The sequence below is a fragment of the Deltaproteobacteria bacterium genome, from assembly GCA_016874735.1.
Lineage (GTDB): Bacteria > Bdellovibrionota_B > Oligoflexia > Oligoflexales > CAIYRB01 > CAIYRB01.
In genome coordinates this window covers 1-2,432 of the sequence record VGTI01000157.1, presented here as the reverse complement: position 1 = coordinate 2,432, position 2,432 = coordinate 1, and the positions used below count along the sequence as shown (strand labels likewise).

The following is a 2,432-nucleotide window of genomic DNA, read 5'->3' as shown; positions in this document are numbered from 1 at the left end:
AGATCCAGCGACTAGGTTGTTGAGTTCGAAAGCCGAAAAGAAGTTGGGTACTGTGCGGCTCGTGCCATCTTTACGCAGGATCACTTTTGTCGAGCTGCGGCGTAGTGCCGTTACTTGAGTCTCTTTGGCATAGTTCCAGACGAAGTTGACCGACCTGGCCATAGCGGTCAGTTTACGCCCGGTGCTGCCGCTATCTTTAATGCGGAATTTCCATGTGGTAAGCATGATCTATCGTCCTGCTACGGAGCAGTCTTTTGTAGCAGAATGCTATGAATCTTTCGAGCGACACGTGATGTGGGCACAACATTTATTTTTGACCTGTCACTCTTTGGTAGGTTGCATGAACACTTTTACTCGCGAGATACTTCGTACACGCTCGGGCGAGTGCCTTATATCTCAGCCGTGAACGACGGAGTTTTACGGCACTTAGGATAAAAATGTCACCGTAGACCTAGAGCCGATCCTTCAAAAAAATGCTGGGCTACTCCTAGGTGTATGGCGGCATCTGGATGACGCGGACAGAGGTCAGCTCACCATAGAGGTACTTACCAGTGAGGCGATCACAACCAGCGCCATTGAAGGCGAGCAACTAGACCGTGCCAGCGTGCAATCGTCACTACAGCGACGCCTTGGACTAGTAGCAAGTCGCACAAGTCGCAAACGGAGTGAAGAGGGAGTCGCCGAGCTGATGGTTTCGGTATACCGCGATTTCAATGCAGATTTAACAAAAGACACTCTGTGTAGTTGGCATGTCATGCTTTGTGGAGAGCGTCGTGATCTTGACATCGTGGGAGATTACCGTCGCCATAGGGAACCCATGGTCATAGTTTCAGGCCCTGAACACGAGCCTCGTGTCCATTTTGAAGCTCCTCCTTCGGAGCGGGTACCAGCAGAAATGGAGGCTTTTATCGACTGGTTTAATGCGAGTGGACCATCGCGCGAGCATGCTCTTCCACCGCTCGTGCGAGCCTCAATAGCTCATCTCTATTTCGAGACTGTCCATCCATTTGAGGATGGCAATGGTCGTATCGGTCGCGCTCTAGTGGCCAAGTCTCTTGCCCAATCTTTGCAGCAGCCAATATTGTTTGCACTCTCTGAAGTATTAATGGAACGGCGTCGCCGCTACTACGATATGTTACAAAAAGCGAGTAGGTCGCTGCAAATCGATGAATGGATCCAATACTTCGGACAGATGGTCTTAACCGCGCAGGAGTCTGCCATTGCAGCAGCTGAGTTCGTAATCGCAAAAAATAAATTTTTGACTCATCACTCGAGTGATCTCAATGGACGCCAATTGAAGGCGCTCGCTAAAACGCTTAATGCTGGACCCGGCGGATTTGAGGGCGGCCTAAGTGCTGAGAAATATATCAGCATCACGCGAACCTCACGTGCAACAGCAACTCGTGACTTAGGCGCTCTAGTGGCTATAGGAGCGTTGACCAAGACTGGTAGCGGCAAAGGCACGCGTTATCATTTAAAAATAGCCATAGATGAGTCGACTAGTCGAGCATTGTGAAATTTACTTCCGAAAGCCTTCATTCAGAGCTCACGCCTTCTTAAGATAAGCGGCAACTAGCACAATGCGGATGCCGTTTACCTTGCCCTCGACGTACTTGGCGTCATCAGTCAGCGTGATATTTTTAACCACGGTCCCGCGTTTAGCCGTGAAGTTGGCACCCTTGACTTCAAGGTCCTTGATGAGTGTAACAGTGTCACCCTCTGTGAGTACGGTGCCATTACTGTCGACCACCTTTAAGCCCGCATCGTCACCTTGGACCTGGGATGCGGCGACGCTGGCCCATGCCTCAACCTCGGGATCGAGATAAATCTGGCCCAGGAGATCATCGGCCAGCGGATTAGCGCCTAGGGATTTCAAGATGCGGTAAGCTAGTGCCTTGACCGCATCGTGCTCGCTCCAAATACTCTCACGGAGACAATGCCAGTGGTTAGGATTTGACTCTGGTGTAGCTATGGCGTCGGCGCAGGTACCGCACACTAGGACTGTCGATGCGAGTGACGCCGGCAGATTGGGCCTGAGATCATGGACGACGAGGTCATTGGCCGAGCCACAGAGTTCGCATTGATTGCCGGAGCGATTTTCCAGTAATTCTTTGATCATCGGATGACGGATCCTAAGAGAGTTCGTGGGAGCGTGACACCATAACATAATTAGCCTTTGCTAGCCTATCGCGAAGCTCCTATCGCCTACTCAGTTTCACAGGTGCCAAATCCCTGGCCACCGAGCCAATATAAAATTTTACGCCATTTCAGCAATTTAGTGATGGCATAGTTTATGCTCGTAGACCCTCACCAGAACATGTGATCCCGGTCCAAGATTTATCTCCGAATCCTGGCAACGTGAGGCCCCTGAATGCGTCAACTCTTTGCGCGTGCCAACTATATATTCTTTACTTTATTCACCTTCTTTTTCG

The 2,432-nt window shown here is 50.6% G+C and carries 3 protein-coding genes; 1 reads left to right on the top strand and 2 read right to left on the bottom strand.

All coding sequences use genetic code 11. The features are described from left to right. Positions 1-225: hypothetical protein (locus FJ146_19910; GenBank protein MBM4254238.1), on the bottom strand; the 225-nt coding region annotated here is incomplete at its 3' end. Positions 226-460: 235 nt separating this feature from the next. On the opposite strand from FJ146_19910, the gene FJ146_19905 reads away from it, so the two are divergent. Further along, a complete protein-coding gene (locus FJ146_19905) occupies positions 461-1,516 on the top strand; it encodes a Fic family protein (GenBank protein ID MBM4254237.1) in 1,056 nt (351 codons plus the stop codon). Positions 1,517-1,546: 30 nt separating this feature from the next. On the opposite strand, the gene FJ146_19900 is transcribed toward FJ146_19905, so the two are convergent. Next, positions 1,547-2,119, bottom strand: coding sequence for a PhnA domain protein (locus FJ146_19900; protein MBM4254236.1), 573 nt, complete (start codon positions 2,117-2,119; stop codon positions 1,547-1,549). Positions 2,120-2,432 lie beyond the last annotated feature (313 nt).